Raw genomic sequence first — 19505 nt, 5'->3', positions numbered from 1 at the left:
GATTTCCGAGATCATTAGGCAGCTTGTAATGAATTCACCTATTTTTGAAAAAAATTTGCCATGCATTCTATTGAATATTATCAGGAGAAATTCAATGCACATCTTTCCTCCAGAGTAACTGAAAAGGAACCACTAACTCTTTATCAACCCATGTCGTATATTTTGGCACTGGGGGGTAAACGCTTACGGCCGGTCCTTACCTTATTGAGTACTGACCTTTTTGGCGGAAATTATAAGGATGCTTTTAACGCAGCCATGGCAGTAGAGTATTTCCACAATTTTTCCCTTATACATGATGATATTATGGATGCGGCTCCTTTGCGGCGCGGTAAGACCACAGTACATCAGAAATGGGATATCAATACGGGGATCCTCTCAGGGGATGCCATGCTTATAGAGGCCTACCGTTTTTTGGAGCCGTATTCGGCAACTGTGTTTAAAGAACTTACCATGCTTTTTAGTAAAACAGCAATGGAAGTTTGTGAAGGTCAGCAATACGATGTGGACTTCGAAACGCGCGAAGAAGTGGAGATATCAGAATATCTGAAAATGATAGAATACAAAACAGCTGTATTGGTAGGAGCATCTATGAAAATGGGAGCCATTATTGCCGGGGCTGATAAGGCCGCTCAAAAGAACATCTATGATTACGGCCTTAACCTTGGGATCGCCTTCCAATTACAGGACGATTACCTCGATGCTTATGGGGATCCTAAGACCTTTGGCAAGCAAGTTGGGGGAGATATCATCGAAAATAAGAAGACCTATCTATATTTAAAGTCGATCGAGCTGGGAGATCCCTCTCAGATAAGGGAATTAAAGGATCTGTTTTCCATCCAACCGGCTAAATCTGAAAAGAAAGTGAAACGGGTTAAGGAGATTTATGAGCAATGTGGTGCATCTAAGGCAACTAAAGAGGCTATTGCCACCTACACTGTAAAAGCCTTTTCTAAACTAGACACCTTAACTGTCGTGGATAAAAATAAGGAAGTGCTGCACAAATTTGGAGAGGCTTTGATGGGAAGAAAGGTCTAGGCTACTACCATCGTTGCTTTTGCCTGGTGACTATCCAATACAGATGGCGAAAGAGCGACTTTATAAAGGGGAGTGGAGCAGGGGCCATCATGATATAGACATCCTCGTACCAAGTTGTTTCTTCATCCAGAAACTTAAAGATTAGCTGAGGGTTTCTTTTTGCAAAAAGCGATTCAAATATCGATTGCCCCAGTTCATTATTTCTGTACAGAATATTTAAAAGCAAGACATCATACATCCAAAAACGATTTCTTTTTTGAAAACTGTCTAGAGGTTTGTTCTCTTTTAGATGTTGAAGCAGTGCCGCACTTTTTTTAGCAGTGTTACTAAAGGTATATCCGGTGCTGGGTTTGCTCCATCCACCTGCCGTACCAATATGATAAACCTTCTCTGTATTTTGAAGGCTGAAGTCTAGACAAGTCATGGGTATGCTACCCTGCTCTTTTTCGATAATTTCAAAATCAACTCCCTTAAAATGAGTAGTCAGATAGTCCTTGATTGCCTCCTCATATTCCTCTTTAGGCAGCAAGGTTTCTGAAAAAAGTGTGTATTCGAACAGTGCTGAGGTCTCGGAAAATGGCAAAACATACATAAAACGTGTATTGCCTTGTTGTGCAACAGAAAAATCCATAAAGGTAGCTTGGGAAGCGTCAAAAACAGCTTCTTTAGTCTGTATAAACCAGCCAATAAAGTGTTGCTGCAGGATAGGATATTTTGAAGGGGTCTTAAGGTCTTTAAAGCTTAGTTGGCTACTAAAAACCTGCTGGGCGATGTAGTTGTTTGTTTGAGTGTGTACTTCTACTCCTTTATGCTTTTGGTCCTTTATTTTTTGAACAGTTTCCTGGCTAAAGGTAACATTGGGGTAAGAGGCAATTCTTTTCAAATAGTGTTCATAGAAATCTATACCGCGCACCATCTTATAAAAATAGGGCGCAATAGGATATTTCTCTGCATGCTTTTTCCCGGCGAAGTAAATCTCATCCCATTTTTTGTATAGGATATGGTCGAAAAGGCCACTGCCTTTTTCCCAAAAACACCAGGTGCGGTCATTGGTGGTCTTGTCATCTTTGTCTAAAAGGAGGATGGATTTGTCTCGGAAGGCGGGGTCTTTGCCCATTCCATCGGCCATCATGAGCCCGGCCGCACCGGCACCAATTATGATGAAATCGTATTCTTTCATAGACCCAAGCGAGTGTCCAAAGGTACACATTACGCTAAAAACAACAGGACTTTTTCCCGATTCAATAACGATATCTCAATCCAAAGAAGGCTCTAATGCCCTGGTTAGGGCCATAGACATATGTGGGATCAAAGGTCAGAGCATAGGGATTATCCGCAGTGGCGATAGCCTGCCCGTTAGAATTATAAGTTACATTTTTGTCGAAAGGGTCGTTGGCCCTTGCGATAATAAAAGGAGCATTGTTGTTTGGGGTCCAGTTCAGAAGGTTTTTTATTCCACCATACAATTCAAATCCTTCCCAACCTTTATAGGTAAATTGTATGTTCTGAATACTCCATGTTGGCGAAAATTCATCCCTGGGATCTAATTCGCCCAGTAAGGGTAATCTCATCGGCCCATATATATTACCAGTGTAATCTACTGTTAGATTCCATGCGGTGAATGCGTACGACATGTTCCAGGTGCCTGAAAATCTCTCAGTAAGTATCTGCCTTGTCTTCACCTGGCCTTCCAGGGTGCTTACTTCCATGATCGTTGCGCCCACGAGGACTTTAAGCCCATTTGGCAGGGACAGATCGAGATTTCCACTTATTCCTTTGGAGATAGAGTTGCCATCTAAATTGCTGTAAATGATTTGATTCGGGTCTGTTTCATAATCAGGGAGGATTCGGTTCGAGAAATAGGTATAGAAGAGGGAAGTATCAAAATTGAGATACGTTCCGTTAGAGCTGTAGATTTTTTTCAGGTAGTTGAGGTTAATATTGAAGGAACGTTCCGGATTCAGGGATTCTGCAATCACGACTTCCCTGGCCCCGGTAAGAGCCGCATGATCTTCAGTAAAAAGGTTGACTACCCTAAAGCCTGTTCCTGCATTAATCCTAAGCACATCAAAATCGTTTAACTTCCATTTATAAGCTGCTCTTGGTGTAAAAATTGTTCCGTGTCTTTTGTCATAGTCTATTCTGGATCCCAGCAGGAGGGTATGCTTTTCGCTTAACGTTATCTCATCCTGGGCAAATAAGCTGGGGATCCATACTTTATCGGGTAGATTACCAAAATTGTTTGATGTTGCCGTGGTGTTATCGTCATAGTAGTTATATCGCAAAGCTGTCCCGAAAAGAAGATCATGTGAGTTAATTTCTGGCCCCCATGTAAGTTGTCCAAATCCTATTCTTTGTTGTGCTACATAAGGAAGCGTGCCATAGACTGAATTTTGATCATGGTTTGTGTACGAAAAGGAGAACATAATCGGAATAGTCAAAGGCAATTGGTATTTTCCAAGTAATTCCCATCTGTTTGTATAAATACTTTCACCATAGATACTATCTGTACCGCGAAATTCGGGCGTCCATTGCATTTCTCCGCCCCACCTGTTTTCGTACAAATATCTTCCGGCAAGAGAAAATTCTCTTTGCTTAGATCTTTGAAAATTCCATTTTTGGAAAACAGAGACCCTGTTTTGTAAAGTTACATCGGTGAAGTTATCATTGTTGTTGTCTATCGGATTATCATAGTTAAAATAGTTTATTCCCAGAAGCAAGGTTGTTTTGTCTCCCAAATTTATTTTTGACCCAATATCCAAATTATACTCCCCCCAACCGGTGAGGTACCCGTCTGCTACCATTTCCGAGGCTGTTGGCGGATATTTGGTAATGATATTGATGAGTCCGCCCACAGCTTCACTGCCGTACAGTGAGGAAGCGGGACCTTTTACGACCTCTATTTGAGCAATAAGGGAGTTAGGGATGCCAGAAAGACCATATACCGTGCCTAATCCACTAACTATGGGCATACCATCTATCATGACAAGAGTATATGGGCCTTCAAGTCCATTAATATGTACATCCCCTGTGTTGCATACATTGCAATTAATCTGCGGACGAACCCCATTTACATTTGCCAATGCCTCAAAAACATTTGCGGTGGGATTCTGTTGTAAAAAGGCCGGGGAATAGACTTCGACAGGGACCGGACTTTCCAGACGGCTTACTGGTTTAAGTGTTCCGGTTACAACGATATCATCTAAGCTCTCAATATTAGGTATCAGTTCAAAATTAAGCGAGAGAATTTCATCGGCTTTTAACACCAAAGTGGTTTGAAAGATTTTATACCCCAGGGCTGATGCCAATAATACATGGCGTCCTGGTTGAATCCCGTCTAGCTCATACTCCCCACTCTCATTACTAGATGTACCAGTTGTAGAATTCTTAAGGCGAATATTTACAAAGGGAATCGCAATCCCATTGTCTGTAATGGCACCTATTATCTTGGCTTCTTGTGCGTAGGTATAAGTATTAAATATTGACAGGCTGAGCACAATGACAAGAATTCGAAAAAAAGGATTGCAAAAAGAAATCATCTTTTGTTCAAAAAATTTAGACAAATCTAAAAATATGTTTTTACAAATAAAAATGTATTTTTGTATGTAAGGCAAAAGAAATGACCCAATCCGAAGAAAATTATCTCAAGGCAGTGTACCATCTGGAAGATTCAGAAGCAGGGACAGTAAACACCAATTCTATTGCTGACTATATTCATACAAAGCCTTCATCGGTGACGGATATGGTAAAAAAATTAGCGGAAAAGGGACTTCTGAACTACAAAAAGTATCAGGGTGTTTCCCTTACTGGTAGGGGTACAAAAAAAGCGCTCTCCGTAATTCGTAAACACAGATTATGGGAGACTTTTCTGGTTGAAAAACTAAATTTTGCGTGGGACGAAGTTCACGAAGTAGCAGAACAATTGGAGCATATTGAAAGTGAAAAACTTATTAATGAACTAGACAGGTTGCTGGGCTTCCCAAAATCTGACCCTCACGGGGACCCTATTCCAGATAAAAATGGAGAATTGGAGAAGCAACATACTCATGTCTTGAGCGGGTTGCCTGTAAATTCATCCTCAATTTGCGTTGGAGTAAGAGACACCTCGGTCTCATTCCTTAACTATTTGGACAAGAACAAGATAGCCCTCGGAGACGAGATTCATATACTGGAGAAGGAGGTTTTTGACGACTCCGTCCATATACAAATTGGAGAAAGAACTCTTCATTTATCCAATAGAATAGCCTCTAATCTCTTAATGAAATAGTTTTATCGACATGGATCAAATCATTACGTATTTCGAATCTATTAATCCTATTCTAGCAGCTCTGTATGCTACTCTTTTTACTTGGGGGCTTACAGCTTTAGGGGCCGCCCTTGTGTTTTTGTTTAAAACCATGAATAGGGCCGTATTAGATGGAATGCTGGGATTTACAGGAGGAGTTATGGTGGCAGCAAGTTTTTGGAGCCTCCTGGCACCGGGAATTGAAATGAGCCCGGGAGAAGGGTTTGTAAAAGTGATCCCTGCGGCCGTTGGGTTCCTATTTGGGGCCGCATTTATTTACGGCCTGGACAAAATTCTTCCCCATGTCCATATAAATTTTAAGGAAACGGAAGGAATAAAAACTCCCTGGCACCGTACTACGCTTTTAACGCTGGCCATTACGCTGCATAACATACCGGAAGGATTGGCAGTGGGAGTACTTTTTGGCGGCGTGGCTGCAGGTTTTGAAGGTGCCAATATTGGAGGGGCGGTAGCACTTGCCCTTGGTATTGGACTTCAAAATTTTCCGGAAGGATTCGCAGTGGCCATGCCCCTAAGAAGACAAGGATTAACCCGTATGCGAAGTTTTGTCTATGGCCAGGCATCGGCTATCGTAGAACCAATTGCAGCAGTATTAGGCGCCTGGGCGGTCCTTACCTTTCAGCCTATTTTGCCCTATGCGCTATCCTTTGCGGCAGGAGCCATGATCTTTGTGGTTGTAGAGGAGGTTATTCCGGAGACCCAGCAGGATAAATACACCGATATCGCTACCATGGGATTCATTGGCGGATTTATCATTATGATGGCACTCGATGTGGGACTCGGATAAAAATGATATCTCACTCTGCTAAAAGTGAAAAAGCACCTTTGGTTAAATACCTGGTATCGGCAACTTCACTTTCTACTTCTTCCACGGCCGTAAAATCGTTATATCGATCTCCGGTTTTTAGTACTACCTTTTCAAAGACAAAGGTCTCGTCGTTTTCTGAAACTAATTTGAGGGCAAAAGAGATATTATTTATTTCCACAACTGCCATAGAAGGTAGTGCTTGCTTTTCCAGGGAGGAAGTAACGATGTTGGCATCTACAAACATCCCTGTTAAGAAATTGTGTTGCTTTTTTTCTTTTAGTTCGCCGTGTACTTTTATGGTTCTATTATCTTCAATATTGGTGCCTATCAGATAGACTTCGGCTTCATAGGCCTCCTCGGAAGATTCCGGAATCGCAAACGAGATAAGCTGCCCCTTCTCTAGTTTCATTACATCCTTTTCAAAGACATTTAGTTCGAGGTGAATATGATCATTGTCAATTATTTCCATGATCTCATCGGAAGGCGAAACGTAGGTGCCCTTAGAGACATTCATTTTTGTAATACTCCCTTCAATGGGCGCATAGATATTGGCCACGGAACGGATATCGCCGCTTTCTACTTTCTCAATGGAGAAGTTTAGCATACGCAGTTTTTGTTTCAGTCCGTTGTATAAGGCAAGTTTGGCCTTATAATCACTTTCTGCTTTTAGAAAACTTTTTTGAGAGGAGATATTTTCCGCTATTAATTGTTGCTGCCGCTCATACTCTGCCTGCAGAAATGATACCTGTTGCTTTGTTTCAAGATAGTTTTGCTGAAGGGTAACAAACTCAGGATTTTCTATGCTGAGTAATGCCTGCCCTTTTTTTACCACGTCCCCAATTAATAAGGGAGTTTCCTTCACGTAACCTCCAATAAAGGCACTAACCACTGCTTTATTCTCAGGTGGCACTTCAATCATCCCCGTTGCCCTTATAGTTTGCGGAAAAGACTCATTGGTTATCTGTCCAAGCCTCATTCCCCCAGATTCAAATTGTGCACGGGAAATGGTGACGGTAAGATCGGTTGTATTGTTGCTGGGTTCTGTTTCAGACTCTTTGTTTTTACAGGCAGCTATGAATGTTACTACAAGAATTGTAGCGGATATATATTGATAGTATTTCATGGTCTTTGTTTAAAGAGTTAAATAATTAATCTCAATGATGGTTTGATTGTACTGATCAAGGCTTTCCAGGTAATTCAACATTATGTCGTACGCATTCTCAATACTTTGAATATATTGAAAGAAGTCGATCTCCCCATTTCTGAAACTACTGGATGCAGTTTTTAAAATTTCGTCGGATAAGATTTTCCCTTCTTCTTCATAGTAGGTCAGCGTTCTTTTATTCTGAAGGTGAGTTGCATGGAGGATTTTCCATTTTGTTCTAAGCAGACTTTCATATTCATTGCCTTCTTCAGCGACCACCTCTTTTTCTAAGGCAGATGCTTTAATTCTGGAAGCGTGCCCACTGAAAAGAAGAGGAATTCTAAGCCCAAAAAGATACCCGCTAAGATTGTCATTGAGGGTTGGATTAGTTCCCTGAAAATACTCTAAAGAAATATCTGGAAGTAAACGTTGCTTTTCCAATTGGTTTTCTGCCTTCATCACCAGATTTTTGTCCCTGTAAAGCGCCATTTCCGGAGTCTCTTCAATCAGTAGTTGGTCTAAGTCAACTTTCTTCAGAGGCTCTCTTAAGACCATAATGCTATCCTCTGTCTGCAAGATCTGTAGAAGGGATGTATACGATTGTCGTACTTCATTGACTGCGTTATTTTTATCGATTTCGACCTGTCTTTGTTTAGAGGTTGCTGTCACTTTTTCGAGGTAATTGGTCTCTCCCAACTCAAATCTGCGTTTAGCCGCATAATCGAATCTTTTGTATAAACTATCCAGACGAATATAAATTTGTTCCCTTTCTTTTTTTATCTGGTAATTGTAATACGCCTGGGTCAATTTTTTAAGGATGTTTTTTTTCTGTATTTCATACAGGTCATTTTCAAGTGTGGAGTACGCTTTCTGGACCTTCCTTTGGGCACCGTAAACAGTTGGGAACAGAAAGTCTTGCTTTATTCCAAAGACGTCAATGGGCAGTCCGTTTACGGCCAGATTGTTTTGATCATAGGTATAATACACCTCAGTTTTGTTAAAATCAAAGGCTGCACCTTTCAGGACCTCCGCTCTTTCTAAACGGAGTTTGGAGGCTTGTAAACCTGCATTGTTCTCTAGTGTAATGGGGATCATGTCATCCAAACTCAAGGAATTGGATTGGCCTGAAACACCTAAGGAGGTTAAAATTAATAGTAAACCCAGCGTTTTCCCTTTACTGATTCTGCCCGGTATTTTTCGATGCGTATAAGAACTATTAAATATGGCATATAATACCGGAAGAACAACCATGGTTAGCAGTGTTGCTGAAACAAGTCCGCCTATAACCACAGTAGCCAGGGGTCTTTGAACCTCTGCTCCTGCATTGGTAGAAATTGCCATTGGCAAGAACCCCAGGGCAGCGGCCGAAGCTGTCAATAACACAGGCCTTAACCTGTCTCTGGTTCCTTGTTTGATGAGTGTTTCCATATCTGCAAATCCTTGACGTTTAAGTTCCTTAAAATGTTCAATGAGTACGATGCCGTTAAGTACTGCAATACCAAATAGCGCAATAAACCCAACCCCCGCCGAAATACTGAAAGGAAGGCCCCGTATCCATAACAAGAAAACCCCTCCTATAGCAGCCAAAGGGATCGCTGAATAGATCAACAGGGCATCCCTGACCGAATTAAAAGTGAAGAATAGCAATACAAATATTAAAACTAGAGCAATGGGCACTGCCACTTTTAGTCGGGCCTCCGCACTCTTTAGATTTTCAAATTGCCCTCCATAGCTGATCGAATAACCTACCGGAAGCGAAATATTTTTTTCAATGAGTAGCTGCACATCGTCTACGACTGATTGGAGGTCTCTATTCCGAACATTAATCCCTACCACTATTCTTCTTTGTGAATTGTCTCGGGAGATCTTCGCTGCTTCTTTTTTATACGAGATGTTGGCTACCTGGGCCAAGGGAATTTTCCCTCCGGAAGGCAGGTCAACATACAGGTTTTTAAGGTCGTCTATCCCTTTCCGCTGCTCTGGTTGAAGTCTTACTACCATGTCAAATTTTCGTTCCCCTTCAAAGACACTACCCACTATACTCCCGGAGAACCCCATCGCGATCATTTTATTTAACTCCTCAACATTTAGTCCGTAGCGGGCTAATCTGGCACGGTCATAGGCAACATTCATCTGCGGCAAACCGGCAATCTTTTCTACCGTTATATCTGCGGCCCCAGGCACCTCATTTATCAGTGCCTTGATCTCCTCGCCTTTTTTTGCAAGGATGTTCAGATCTTCCCCAAATATTTTAATGGCTATATCTGCCCTTACACCTGTGATCAGTTCATTGAATCTCATTTCTATGGGCTGAGTAAATTCTATTTGCATTCCAGGGATCTCTGCCAAGGCTTCTTTAAACTTTTCGGCCAGTTCGTCCTTGGATGTTGCCGAGGTCCATGTACGTATTGGATGAAGAATAATGATGACATCACTTTCTTCCATAGACATTGGATCTGTAGGAACTTCTGCGGCTCCTATGCGGGTCACCACTTGTTTTACTTCCGGAAATTGTTCCAAGAGGATCTTTTCTATTCTTGTAGTGGTCTCAATGGTCTCACTTAGTGAAGTGCCTGTTTTTAGTACAGGTTGAATTACAAAATCCCCTTCATCCAGCGTAGGCACAAACTCGGCTCCCATGTTGATAAAAAGCAGGATAGCAGACAATAATAACATCAGTGAAACCCCAATTACCATTTTCTTCCTCTGTAGCGCCCAGTGTAACGTTGGGGAATAGAGTGCCTGAAGTCGCTTCATGATACGAACGGAAATATTTCTATCTGTTTGTTGAGAAGGTTTTAAGAAAATAGAAGAAATGACCGGAACATAAGTGAGACAGAGGATCATGGCCCCTATAAGAGCAAAGCTGAAGGTGAGCCCCATGGGCTTAAACATTTTACCTTCTACGCCACTTAGGGATAGGATAGGAATAAAAACAATTAAAATAATCAGCTGCCCAAATATGGCCGAATTCATCATTTTTGTGGCTCCTGTTTTTACAATATTATCTTTCAGCTCTCTTCGTCCTTGTTTTTTAAGGCCCATATACTGCTGGTTCTTTATCATTAGCTGATACGCAATGAACTCTACGATAATAACCGCTCCGTCAATGATAATTCCAAAATCGATTGCACCGAGACTCATCAGGTTGGCATCGACCCCAAAAATATACATCATGGAAAGGGCAAACAGCAAGCTCAGCGGAATCACGGAGGCCACTACCAAGCCCGATCTAAAATTGCCCAGGAGTAAGACAACCACAAAAACGACAATCAGGCATCCCAGGAGTAGGTTTTCGACCACCGTTGCGGTTGTTCTTTCAATAAGCTCGCTCCTGTCCAGGAAGGCATTTATATAGACTCCCGTAGGCAAAGATTCCGAGATAGATGCCACTCTTTCTTTAACTGCCTCAATCACTTTTTTGGAATTGGCGTCCTTAAGCATCATCACTTGCCCTAATACCTTTTCACCTTCCCCATTGCCTGTAATGGCCCCAAAGCGCAAAGCACTTCCAAAACCCACTTCGGCAATATCCTTGATTAAAACGGGGGTGCCATTTTTGTTCTTCACCACTATGTCTTCAATATCCTTTATAGAGCCTACCAAGCCCTCTCCACGGATAAAATAGACCTGGTTTTCCTTTTCAATATACCCACCTCCGCTTACACTATTGTTAGACTCCAGAGCGGTAAAAACATCAGCAGCGGTAATCTCCATGGCATTTAGTTGCTGAGTTTTAATGGCAATTTCGTATTGCTTAAGCTTCCCTCCCCAGGTATTTACTTCTACGACCCCGGGTATTCCTGACAACTGTCTTTTTACGATCCAGTCCTGGATGGTGCGAAGATCTGTAGGGGAGTAGCGGTCTTTATATTCGGGTTTTACTTCCAGGGTATACTGATAGATCTCACCTAAACCTGTTGTAATAGGACCCATCTCCGGATTTCCGAAACCTTGTGGTATCTTCTCAGAAGCTGATTTGATTTTTTCGGCAATAAGTTGACGAGGTAAGTAGGTACCCATGTCATCCTCAAAAACAATAGTTACTACAGACAAACCAAATTTTGATACCGACCGGATCTCCTTAACACCAGGTAGATTCACCATCTCAAGCTCTACAGGATAGGTGATGAACTTTTCCATTTCCTGAGTAGACAGGCTGGTAGAGGTGGTAATTACCTGTACCTGGTTATTGGTCACATCCGGAACAGCCCCTATGGGAATTTGAGTAAGGGAATAAGAACCATATCCCACGATAAATAATACAAAGAGGAGTATAAGGAACTTGTTCCGTAAACTAAAACTTATAATATGTGAAAGCATAATACTAATACGTGTTATAAAGACAACTAATCCTTTCCATTGGATTGGTTCTCTGATTATAATTCCAATAAATAGCTAGTTGGCCAACCTACGTACTGCAGCAGTAGTAGTTGGAATTATACACGTCTGGGGGGTTGGAACACTGCGGATTGAAAGCCGGATGAATCGCCTTGAAGATAGAAGAAACAATCACTGTTCAAAGTGCGTATTTCAATTTTTTGTTTGCTAAATATGTCCGGAAATAAGACAAAGGCATTTACTAGTTGATGGGTACAGGAAGTGTGTTGGAACGGCAAGTTTTGGTGCTCCTCATGTTCTTCTTTGTGGTTCTTATTGTGATCATCTTTAAGTTCTCCGTAATGTTTGGAGATAAAAACGAACAGGTTGTCACCGTACTGTTTTTTGTGGAATGCCGCATGTTCCAGGAATTCATCCAATTGCACAATATCTCCAAAATTTACATTTAAGCTTTGGAATAAAATAAGCAAGGCAGCTAATATGGATACAAGTTTTGTCATAGTATAAGACCATCAAATATACCATTTTTCCCAATATGCAAGACACTTCGTACTTCCCCCGGAGGAATTTTAGCTCTAAGCTTCATAGGGAATAAAATTAATCATGTACTGCAACGCCTTTAACCTGGCCTCAATCTTCTTATCGGCTTCTATGATCACCCAGGGAGAGGTTTTCAGATTCGTATGTTCAAACATCTTAAGTTTGAATGCAGTGTATTGATCCCATAATTCCTGTGCCCTCCTGTCTACATCGGTCATCTTCCATCTCCTTAAGGGATCTGATTGAATTTGTTTAAAACGCAGGGCCTGTTCTTCCTTGCTAATAGAAAAGTAAAACTTGATCAGAAATATTCCAGAATCCATGATCATGTTCTCAAAACTATTTACCTGAGACATAAAGCTTTGGTATTGCGCTTTGGTACAAAATCCATTTACGGGTTCTACAATGGCCCGGTTATACCAGCTTCGATCAAAAAACACCATTTCCCCGGGTTTTGGCAGTTGATTTACATAACGCTGAAAATACCATTGTCCCTCTTCTTCAGTGGTAGGTTTTGGCAGGGCAACTATACGGTACTGTCTCGGATTGATATGTTCTGTAACACGGCGAATGGCCCCCCCCTTGCCGGCTGCATCTCTTCCTTCAAATATAATGACCACTTTTTTATTCTTTTCAATTACCCAGTTCTGCAATTTTATGACCTCTGCCTGAAGTTCTCTAAATGTGATCTCGCTCTTAACCAAACGGAGGGCCTTTTCCACATTGGTTTTCTTATCTGCCAGGAGCATTTTTAAACCTAAAGGAGAATTGAGCATCTCAAGATCCTCATCACTAAGTTGTAATCCGGAACTAGCCTTCTTTACCATAATTTAAATATCAATCTGTTCTATTTGCCGGTAATATCTGTGTACTTTATTTGGATCTGGCAGGATGGTGGTTTTAGTCCTAAGGGAGCTGGTGTAATCGAACTTTGATAACACATAGCGCATACTTTCTAACCGAGCCGATTTTTTATCATTGGCCTGGACAATGATCCAGGGACTAAAAGTAGAATGGGTCCTGGAGAACATATGTTCCTTATAAAAGGTATACTTGTCCCAAAGTTCCTGTCCTTTTTGGTCAACCGGACTAAATTTCCACTTCTTCAACGGATTTTGTAAACGAGATTCTATGCGTTTCTTTTGCTCTTTTTTAGATATGGAGAACCAGAATTTAATGATATGTACCCCGTCTTCATAGAGCATATGTTCAAAGCCAGGAACCTGAGCCATAAAACGGTTGTATTCATTCTGATCACAGAAACCCATCACAGGTTCTACGACCGCCCTGTTATACCAGCTTCTGTCGAATAAAACGATCTCACCAGGGTTGGGGAGTTCTTTTATATAGCGTCTGAAATACCATTGGCCACGTTCAACTTCTGTAGGCTTGGAAAGAGCCACTACCCGTGTAGATCTGGGATTCAGATGTTGCTTAAAACGTTTTATGGTCCCACCTTTTCCGGCAGCATCCCGCCCTTCGAAAATAATGGCCACCCTCAACCCTTTTTTCTTCACCCATTGCTGAAAATTTACCATTTCTATTTGTAAAAGCCTTAATTCTTCTTCATAGCGAAGCGTCCTCAATGCTTTTTTGATAGGGATGTTCTTTTCTTCTCCTATAGCAATAAGATCTTTTCTTTTTTTGGCCTTGGCCAGGTCTTGTCTTGAATACATGGGCCGATTGCTCATTAAAAAATAAGAAGCCAAAATGGCTTACAGATGGTAGCTGCGGTAGTAGTTTACAGCTGCCAGACTAAAGATACTATTTTTCAAAAAGGAAAAAGGATAGTAGAGGTATTTATTTTGAGGCTGGGTGGCCATTGTTTAGAACTAAAGGGACTCTTGCTTTCCTGCTGCCTATTGATTATGTTTAGTATCCATAAAAAATAGTTGCCATGAACACTAAAGTTTTTATTGTTTTCGCTTTTTTACTTCTTGTATGTTCGAATGCATTTGCCCAGAAAAAATCTTTTGAATATTTGGATGTATATGACCTTCAATATGTCTCAGAACCTCAAATATCACCAGATGGATCATGGATAGTTTACCGCAGAATGGGATTTAATATCATGACAGACCGGGCAGAAGGCAATCTTTGGATGATACGGAAAGACGGTAGCCAGCATCAAAAACTAACTTCTCGTGAAGTGTCAGAATATAGCCCCAGATGGTCCCCCTCCGGAGACCGACTGGCATTTGTAAGTAGCACCGAGGAGGGCTCCGAAATTTACATGTACTGGGTGAGTTCGGGCAAGTTTGCACGAATCTCCCAACTGCCGTTTAGCCCTTCTTCCCTTAGCTGGTCCCCAAAAGGAGATCAACTGGCTTTTTCCATGAATATTCCTAAAAAACCACCGGTCCTTGCAAAAATGCCGGAAAAGCCCAAAGGAGCTAAATGGGCCGATTCTCCCAGGATTACAGACCGGGTATACCATGAAGCCGATGGGCGTGGGTATATTGAACCCGGATTTAATCATTTGTTTGTGATATCTGCCGATGGGGGAGCCCCCAGACAACTTACGCAGGGCGACTTTCAGCATCGTGGGACCATTTCCTGGTCGGCATCGGGAACAGCTATCTATTTTTCTGCTAACAGGAATGAAGATTGGGAGTACGATTTTAGGAATAGTGAGATCTATTCGGTTAATATTTTAAATGGAGATATTAAAACACTTACCACCCGCCAGGGACCGGATCGGAGTCCGGCTGTATCCCCCAATGGGAAAACAATCGCGTACTCTGGGTATGAAGACAAGGTGCAGGCCTACCAGGTTAGTCCGCTATTTCTGATGGACCAAAATGGCGAGAATAAGAAGGTGTTGTCATCGGCTCTAGACAGGGATGTCGATGATTTTCAATGGGATGCCAAAGGAGCCGGACTCTATTTTATGTACGACGACAAAGGCAATACAAAAATTGCACATATTGGATTGAATGGTACCATAAAGGATCTATGTAAAGATGTAGGGGGTACTTCTATTGGAAGACCTTACGGCGGTGGCTCATTTAGTGTTTCGGAAAATGGCACTATTGCATTTACTCAAACAAGACCGGAATATCCTGCGGAACTGGCTGTTTACGACCCAAAGAAAGGAACCACCACAAAGATTACCAATCTTAATAAGGCCTTGATGGACTTTAGAGAATTAGGAAAAGTAGAAGAGATCTGGTATACCTCCTCTTACGATCAACGAGACTTGCAGGGATGGGTGGTATATCCTCCCGGATATAATGCTAGTAAGAAATATCCTTTCCTCGTAGAAAATCACGGCGGACCTATTTCCAATTACGGAGATCGCTTTACTGCAGAGATCCAGCTTTATGCCTCAGATGGCTACATTGTTTTTTATCCGAATGCCAGAGGAAGCACTAGTTATGGCGAGGAGTTTGGAAATTTGTTGTACAACAATTATCCCGGCCAGGATTACAATGATGTGATGGACGGGGTAGACTATTGTATCGCTAAAGGAATTGCCCATGAAGATCAATTATTTGTAACCGGTGGAAGTGCCGGAGGTATAATGACGGCATGGATCATCGGCAAGAATAACAGGTTTGAAGCAGCGGTGGTGGCCAAACCCGTAATGAACTGGATCAGTAAGACCTTGGTGGCCGATAATTACTTTGGATATGCCAACTCCCGTTACCCCGGGCAACCTTGGGAAAATTTTGAAGGGTACTGGAAATTTTCACCCCTGTCCCTGGTAGGTAATATTGAAACACCGGCCATGGTCATGGTAGGCATGGACGATCTCAGAACGCCTCCCAGCGAGGCGAAGCAATTGTACCACGCTTTAAAACTGCGCAAAATAGAAACGGTTCTTGTGGAAATCCCGGGGGCCAGCCATGGAATTGCCAACAAACCTAGCAACCTCATCACCAAAGTTGCACATACACTGGCCTGGTTTAATAAATACCGTACGCAAGAGCAAGAGTAATGAAGTATAAAAAAAGACATTGGCTTTGGAATATAGTGATTGTAGTAACTGTGATCATCTGTTTAACCGCCTTTATACTTCATGGTCAAAACTGGACCCGTGAAGAAAAAGATAGCCTCTTGCTGTTCTCTGGGTTCTATTTCACAGAGTTGAGGTATAGTGAGATAGTCAACGTAAGCATGGTAAGCAAGCTACCCGAAATGGAAAGGTTAAGTGGTTTTTCTGTTTGGACGGTAGAGAAAGGGATTTTTAAGGATACCTTGCAAGGATTAGAAGATATACGGGTGTATGTAGATGATCTTAAACTGCCAAAAATAAAAGTGGAGCGAAAAGAAAATTCAATGATATTTTTCAATTTTAAGGACTCCCTGAAGACTGTAGAATACTTTGAACTACTAAGTAGAAAAATAACGGAAGCCAAGCCTAAACAGTAGGCCTCAGCAATTTATAAACAGCAAAAAATATTCTGATCTTGAAGTTGCATGATTTTTGAGGACATTCATATACTTTTGCAGGATAATTGGAGTTTACAAGATACATTGAAAGATTTCTGAAATGAAAAGTATAAGACTGGTCCTACTGTTCTTGCCCTTTCTGGGTTTTGCACAAAACAAGCTTATTGTGGAAGTAGATGGGGTGAAATCTTCCCTAGGGAGTATTAATATTGCTGTTTATAATAAGGAAGAGGGGTTCTTAAAATTTGAAAGTGTCTTTCTTTCAGATAGTGCCCAGGCAAATGCAGGAAAGACCATGGTTCAGATTAACGACTTGCCAAATGGGGAATATGCCCTGGCCGTCTTTCACGATGAGAATGGCAACAACAAACTAGATACCAACTGGCTTGGAATACCGAGAGAACCCATAGGTTTTTCGCAAGCGCGTATGAAAACCTTTGGCCCTCCCAGCTTCAAGGAATGTGCCTTCCAAATGACTTCAGATAAGGCGATCAAGATAGACCTGTAGTCTGTTTAGTCCTTACTGTCTTTATAACCCGCTGGCCGCATCCATCGTACCGGAGGTGCCGGTTCTTTCTTCATGATAAATTCCTCTGTTTTTAATAAACGCAGTGCCTCTTCTATGCTACTTTCCAATTGGGGATCGTGGCCTTCCATGACTTTTTTAGGGTCCTGAATCACTTCAATATCCGGGGCTATGCCTTCTCCTTCCACTGCCCATTCTCCATTCACATCAAAGAAACCACCTCTGGGGGCCACCATTCTCCCTCCGTCTATGAAGCGAGGGGTATCCCAGGTACCTACCAAACCACCCCAGGTACGGGTTCCCACCAATGGGCCTATTTTTTTTGCTTTGAACATATAGGGTAAGAGGTCACCACCGGAGCCGGCGCGCTCATTGATGATCATAACTTTTGGCCCCCAGATCCCTGCAATAGGGGTTGTCCAAGGCCTGTTATCATTTGTTTTACTATTAAAATATCCCAACAGTTCCCGGTCCATTATATCTATCATATAATCTGCCGCAGATCCTCCTCCGTTGTTCCTTTCATCAATGATCACCCCTTTTTTGTCCTGTTGTGAGAAATAATAGCGGTTAAAGTATTCAAAGCCCCTGCCACTTGTATTGGGGACATAGACATAGGCTAATTTTCCATTAGATAACTCATCTACCTTTCTTCTGTTGCCTTCTATCCAATCCATAGTGCGGAGTTGATATTCATTTTGCACTGGTTTTACAAGAATTTCTCTGGCTTTACTGATGTCTGTGGTAGATCCAACGGATAGTTTGGTCTCCCGGTTTGCAGTTTGTTCGAGCAGGCTGTAAGGATTCATAGCGGCGCTTAATGGAACTCCATTGATTGCAAGGAGGTAGTCTCCTTCTTTCACTTCAACACCCGGAAGGTGCAAGGGTGCTTCCAGATCAGGGTTCCACAATTCGCCGGAATAGATCTTGCTTATACGGTAAAATCCATTGTCGGGCTCCAGATCACAACCAAGCAGGCCTACAGGGACATTCTCAATATCCGGGAAATCGCCGCCAGAAACATAGGAATGACCAATGGAAACCTCCCCGCTCATGATATCTACCACGTAATTGAGGTCTGTTCTGTGACGTACATGATCTATCCAGGGTGCATACCATTCATAGATCAGATCCCAGGGTGCGCCATGTACATTATTTACATAGAGAAAATCGCGCATAAAGCGCCATCCTTCCTTAAAGATCTGATGGTATTCTGCCTGGGGATCTACGAGCATTTTTAAGTTGGTTTCTAATTTCCCCTCACTGTTTTTGAAACTTCCTTTAGATTCCGAAATAAACCAGGAACCATTTTGTCGTACCAGGATATTTTCCCTGTCTGAGGAAGGAATAAACTCCGAGATATTTTCCCCAAAGTCCTCGGCCTTCATTTTTTCTACATCGTAGGAATGTATTTTTAAATTAGGTTGGTTAGGGATGCTTTCTGCAATAAAAAGTTTGTGTTTTGGACCTTTGGCCAGGCCTACATAATTACGCTCGTCTAATTTTAACGGTATGATACGGGTATAGATCCCCTCAGGGGCTATTTTAACGACCACTTTTTTGTCCGTCTCTTCGTCTTTGTCCTTTTTAGTGTCTTTTGATTTCTTTGCAGGCGAAATAGTTGCTTTGGCTTCTTCCTCATCAGATTTTGGTAAGTTGGGCGCTTTCCCATCGGCTGCAAGCACAAGGGCATATAAGCTTCGGGTTACGTCCGGATCATATGAACTCATGTCTAACCAGCCAGATTGCAGGCCGTAATTGGTACTGGCCAGAAAGTATAAATAGGCCCCGTCTTCATCCCAAACCGGACTAATGGCATCTGCCATGCCGTCTGTGAGTTGAAGTTCTTGTTTGGATTGTACATTATACGCAAAGATTGCTTTAAAATGACTATTCAATTGCTTAGGGTAGGCGATCCACTGGCTATCCGGGGACCATACGGGATTCATGGTCCTGTTTGGGTGAGCGTACCTGTCTGTGGCTACCTTCTGGGCGTTCCCCGTAGCGAGTGCCAGGATCCACACATTGTAATCTGTATCCGAATAGGCAATATAGTTCCCATCCGGGGACCAGTCTGGTTGAAAGTAAAAGGTAGGATTGGGTAGTGGGTAGTTCTTCATATTCTGGCCTTCCTGATCGGCTACTATCAGCTGATATTCCCCGCTAGCATCAGAGAACCAGGCAATTTTATCTCCTTTTGGGGACCATACCGGCGACCTGTCTGCAGCGCCCGGGGAGTTGGTGAGATTGCGGTAGGTACCATTTTCTTTGGGGACACTAAATATATCCCCCCTGTGTTCGAACAAAGCTCTCTTGCCGGTAGGAGAAATGGTGGCATTGGTAAGTTGATTTCCCGAAACAGACTCCCATCGGGCTCTGGCAAAATTCATATCCCCTTTAACTTCTATGA

General features: G+C 42.2%; 14 protein-coding genes. 6 read left to right on the top strand and 8 right to left on the bottom strand.

Going from position 1 to position 19505, the window contains the following annotated elements; translation table 11 throughout:
• Positions 1 to 60: 60 nt before the first annotated feature.
• A complete protein-coding gene (locus tag WBM49_RS05360; RefSeq protein ID WP_424371034.1) occupies positions 61 to 1035 on the top strand; it encodes a polyprenyl synthetase family protein in 975 nt (324 codons plus the stop codon).
• A 4-nt stretch (positions 1036 to 1039) separates the two neighbouring features.
• Here the strand turns inward: WBM49_RS05360 and WBM49_RS05355 are convergent, their stop codons facing one another.
• Together WBM49_RS05355 and WBM49_RS05350 are read right to left on the bottom strand one after the other, a co-directional pair.
• Complete coding sequence (locus WBM49_RS05355) at positions 1040 to 2215, bottom strand: lycopene cyclase family protein (RefSeq protein WP_424371033.1); 1176 nt, start codon at positions 2213 to 2215, stop codon at positions 1040 to 1042.
• A 61-nt stretch (positions 2216 to 2276) separates the two neighbouring features.
• On the bottom strand, positions 2277 to 4574 hold the full coding sequence (locus WBM49_RS05350; RefSeq protein ID WP_424371032.1) for a TonB-dependent receptor: 2298 nt from the start codon (positions 4572 to 4574) through the stop codon (positions 2277 to 2279).
• 80 nt (positions 4575 to 4654) lie between these two features.
• On the opposite strand from WBM49_RS05350, the gene WBM49_RS05345 reads away from it, so the two are divergent.
• Positions 4655 to 5302: a metal-dependent transcriptional regulator gene (locus tag WBM49_RS05345; RefSeq protein ID WP_424371031.1), complete on the top strand. Its 648-nt coding sequence runs from the start codon at positions 4655 to 4657 to the stop codon at positions 5300 to 5302.
• Between the two features lie 10 nt (positions 5303 to 5312).
• Complete coding sequence (locus WBM49_RS05340; RefSeq protein WP_424371030.1) at positions 5313 to 6128, top strand: ZIP family metal transporter; 816 nt, start codon at positions 5313 to 5315, stop codon at positions 6126 to 6128.
• 10 nt (positions 6129 to 6138) lie between these two features.
• On the opposite strand, the gene WBM49_RS05335 is transcribed toward WBM49_RS05340, so the two are convergent.
• From WBM49_RS05335 to ppk2 (WBM49_RS05315), 5 genes are all read right to left on the bottom strand, one after another.
• Entirely contained in the window at positions 6139 to 7272 is a 1134-nt protein-coding gene (locus tag WBM49_RS05335; RefSeq protein WP_424371029.1) for an efflux RND transporter periplasmic adaptor subunit, read from the bottom strand.
• 9 nt (positions 7273 to 7281) lie between these two features.
• Positions 7282 to 11616, bottom strand: coding sequence for a CusA/CzcA family heavy metal efflux RND transporter (locus WBM49_RS05330; protein ID WP_424371028.1), 4335 nt, complete (start codon positions 11614 to 11616; stop codon positions 7282 to 7284).
• A gap of 116 nt (positions 11617 to 11732) precedes the next feature.
• On the bottom strand, positions 11733 to 12134 hold the full coding sequence (locus tag WBM49_RS05325) for a hypothetical protein (protein ID WP_424371027.1): 402 nt from the start codon (positions 12132 to 12134) through the stop codon (positions 11733 to 11735).
• 75 nt (positions 12135 to 12209) lie between these two features.
• On the bottom strand, positions 12210 to 13001 hold the full coding sequence (gene ppk2 / locus WBM49_RS05320; RefSeq protein WP_424371026.1) for a polyphosphate kinase 2: 792 nt from the start codon (positions 12999 to 13001) through the stop codon (positions 12210 to 12212).
• A gap of 3 nt (positions 13002 to 13004) precedes the next feature.
• Positions 13005 to 13850, bottom strand: a complete 846-nt coding sequence (gene ppk2 / locus WBM49_RS05315) for a polyphosphate kinase 2 (RefSeq protein WP_424371025.1) — start codon at positions 13848 to 13850, stop codon at positions 13005 to 13007.
• Between the two features lie 221 nt (positions 13851 to 14071).
• Here ppk2 (WBM49_RS05315) and WBM49_RS05310 point away from each other — a divergent pair, with 221 nt between their 5' ends.
• The 3 genes from WBM49_RS05310 (at position 14072) to WBM49_RS05300 (ending at position 17077) form a co-directional block, all read left to right on the top strand.
• Entirely contained in the window at positions 14072 to 16114 is a 2043-nt protein-coding gene (locus WBM49_RS05310; protein WP_424371024.1) for a S9 family peptidase, read from the top strand.
• Entirely contained in the window at positions 16114 to 16548 is a 435-nt protein-coding gene (locus tag WBM49_RS05305) for a hypothetical protein (protein WP_424371023.1), read from the top strand. Before WBM49_RS05310 ends, WBM49_RS05305 begins: the two co-directional genes overlap by 1 nt.
• 121 nt (positions 16549 to 16669) lie before the next feature.
• Positions 16670 to 17077, top strand: a complete 408-nt coding sequence (locus tag WBM49_RS05300; protein WP_424371022.1) for a DUF2141 domain-containing protein — start codon at positions 16670 to 16672, stop codon at positions 17075 to 17077.
• Between the two features lie 5 nt (positions 17078 to 17082).
• On the opposite strand, the gene WBM49_RS05295 is transcribed toward WBM49_RS05300, so the two are convergent.
• The coding region (locus WBM49_RS05295) for a S41 family peptidase (RefSeq protein WP_424371021.1) at positions 17083 to 19505 on the bottom strand (2423 nt) is incomplete at its 5' end.

It is taken from the genome of Muriicola sp. (assembly GCF_049669965.1).
Taxonomy (GTDB): Bacteria; Bacteroidota; Bacteroidia; order Flavobacteriales; family Flavobacteriaceae; genus Muriicola.
The sequence above is the reverse complement of the archived record's forward strand: the minus strand, read 5'-3'. Positions and strand labels throughout refer to the sequence as shown.